This is a genomic window from Bacillus methanolicus PB1 (assembly GCF_000262755.1).
GTDB classification, from domain to species: Bacteria; Bacillota; Bacilli; order Bacillales; family Cytobacillaceae; genus Bacillus_Z; species Bacillus_Z methanolicus.
The window spans coordinates 1-759 of record NZ_AFEU01000005.1 but is presented as its reverse complement, the minus strand read 5'-3'; the positions used below and the strand labels follow the sequence as shown (position 1 = coordinate 759).

The following is a 759-nucleotide window of genomic DNA, read 5'->3' as shown; positions in this document are numbered from 1 at the left end:
ACCGCAGGATTTTAAGTCCTGTGCGTCTGCCAGTTCCGCCACCCCGGCATTTGGAGCGGAAGACGGGATTCGAACCCGCGACCCCCACCTTGGCAAGGTGGTGTTCTACCACTGAACTACTTCCGCATTCCATAAGTGCGGGTGAAGGGAGTCGAACCCCCACGCCTTGCGGCGCCAGATCCTAAGTCCTGTGCGTCTGCCAATTCCGCCACACCCGCTAATTTTCATGGTGAGCCATGGAGGACTCGAACCTCCGACCCTCTGATTAAAAGTCAGATGCTCTACCGGCTGAGCTAATGGCTCTTGTTTTAATTCTACCTAATGCATATGGAATGGTGCCGGCGAGAGGAATCGAACCCCCAACCTACTGATTACAAGTCAGTTGCTCTGCCAATTGAGCTACACCGGCTCTATATAACTTGTCCATAATTTTGTATGGTGGAGGATGACGGGATCGAACCGCCGACCCCCTGCTTGTAAGGCAGGTGCTCTCCCAGCTGAGCTAATCCTCCGTTATAAAAGCCTGGCAGCGTCCTACTCTCGCAGGGGCAATGCCCCAACTACCATCGGCGCTGAGAAGCTTAACTTCCGTGTTCGGTATGGGAACGGGTGTGTCCTTCTCGCCATCGCCACCAGACTAGTGATCAAAGACATATTTTATTATAATGCCTTTTTTGATTTTTGCAAGAGGAATTTTCATTCTCTCAAAACTAGATAACGTATGAAAAGATTGAAGAACGAAGTTCACCATCATATGAC

At 50.6% G+C, this 759-nt stretch carries 5 tRNA genes and 1 rRNA gene; all 6 read right to left on the bottom strand.

Annotation, left to right across the window (positions count from 1 at the left end):
• Window positions 1–51: 51 nt before the first annotated feature.
• The 6 genes from PB1_RS16380 to rrf all read right to left on the bottom strand — a co-directional run bounded on the left by PB1_RS16380 (window position 52) and on the right by rrf (window position 637).
• A tRNA-Gly gene (locus PB1_RS16380) sits at window positions 52–126 on the bottom strand.
• Window positions 127–136: 10 nt separating this feature from the next.
• Window positions 137–218, bottom strand: a tRNA-Leu gene (locus PB1_RS16375).
• A gap of 9 nt (window positions 219–227) precedes the next feature.
• Window positions 228–303 (bottom strand) — tRNA-Lys (locus tag PB1_RS16370).
• Between the two features lie 30 nt (window positions 304–333).
• Window positions 334–409: transfer RNA gene (locus PB1_RS16365), tRNA-Thr, on the bottom strand.
• A gap of 27 nt (window positions 410–436) precedes the next feature.
• Window positions 437–512 (bottom strand) — tRNA-Val (locus PB1_RS16360).
• Window positions 513–521: 9 nt separating this feature from the next.
• A 5S ribosomal RNA gene (gene rrf, locus PB1_RS16355) occupies window positions 522–637 on the bottom strand.
• Between the last annotated feature and the right edge of the window lie 122 nt (window positions 638–759).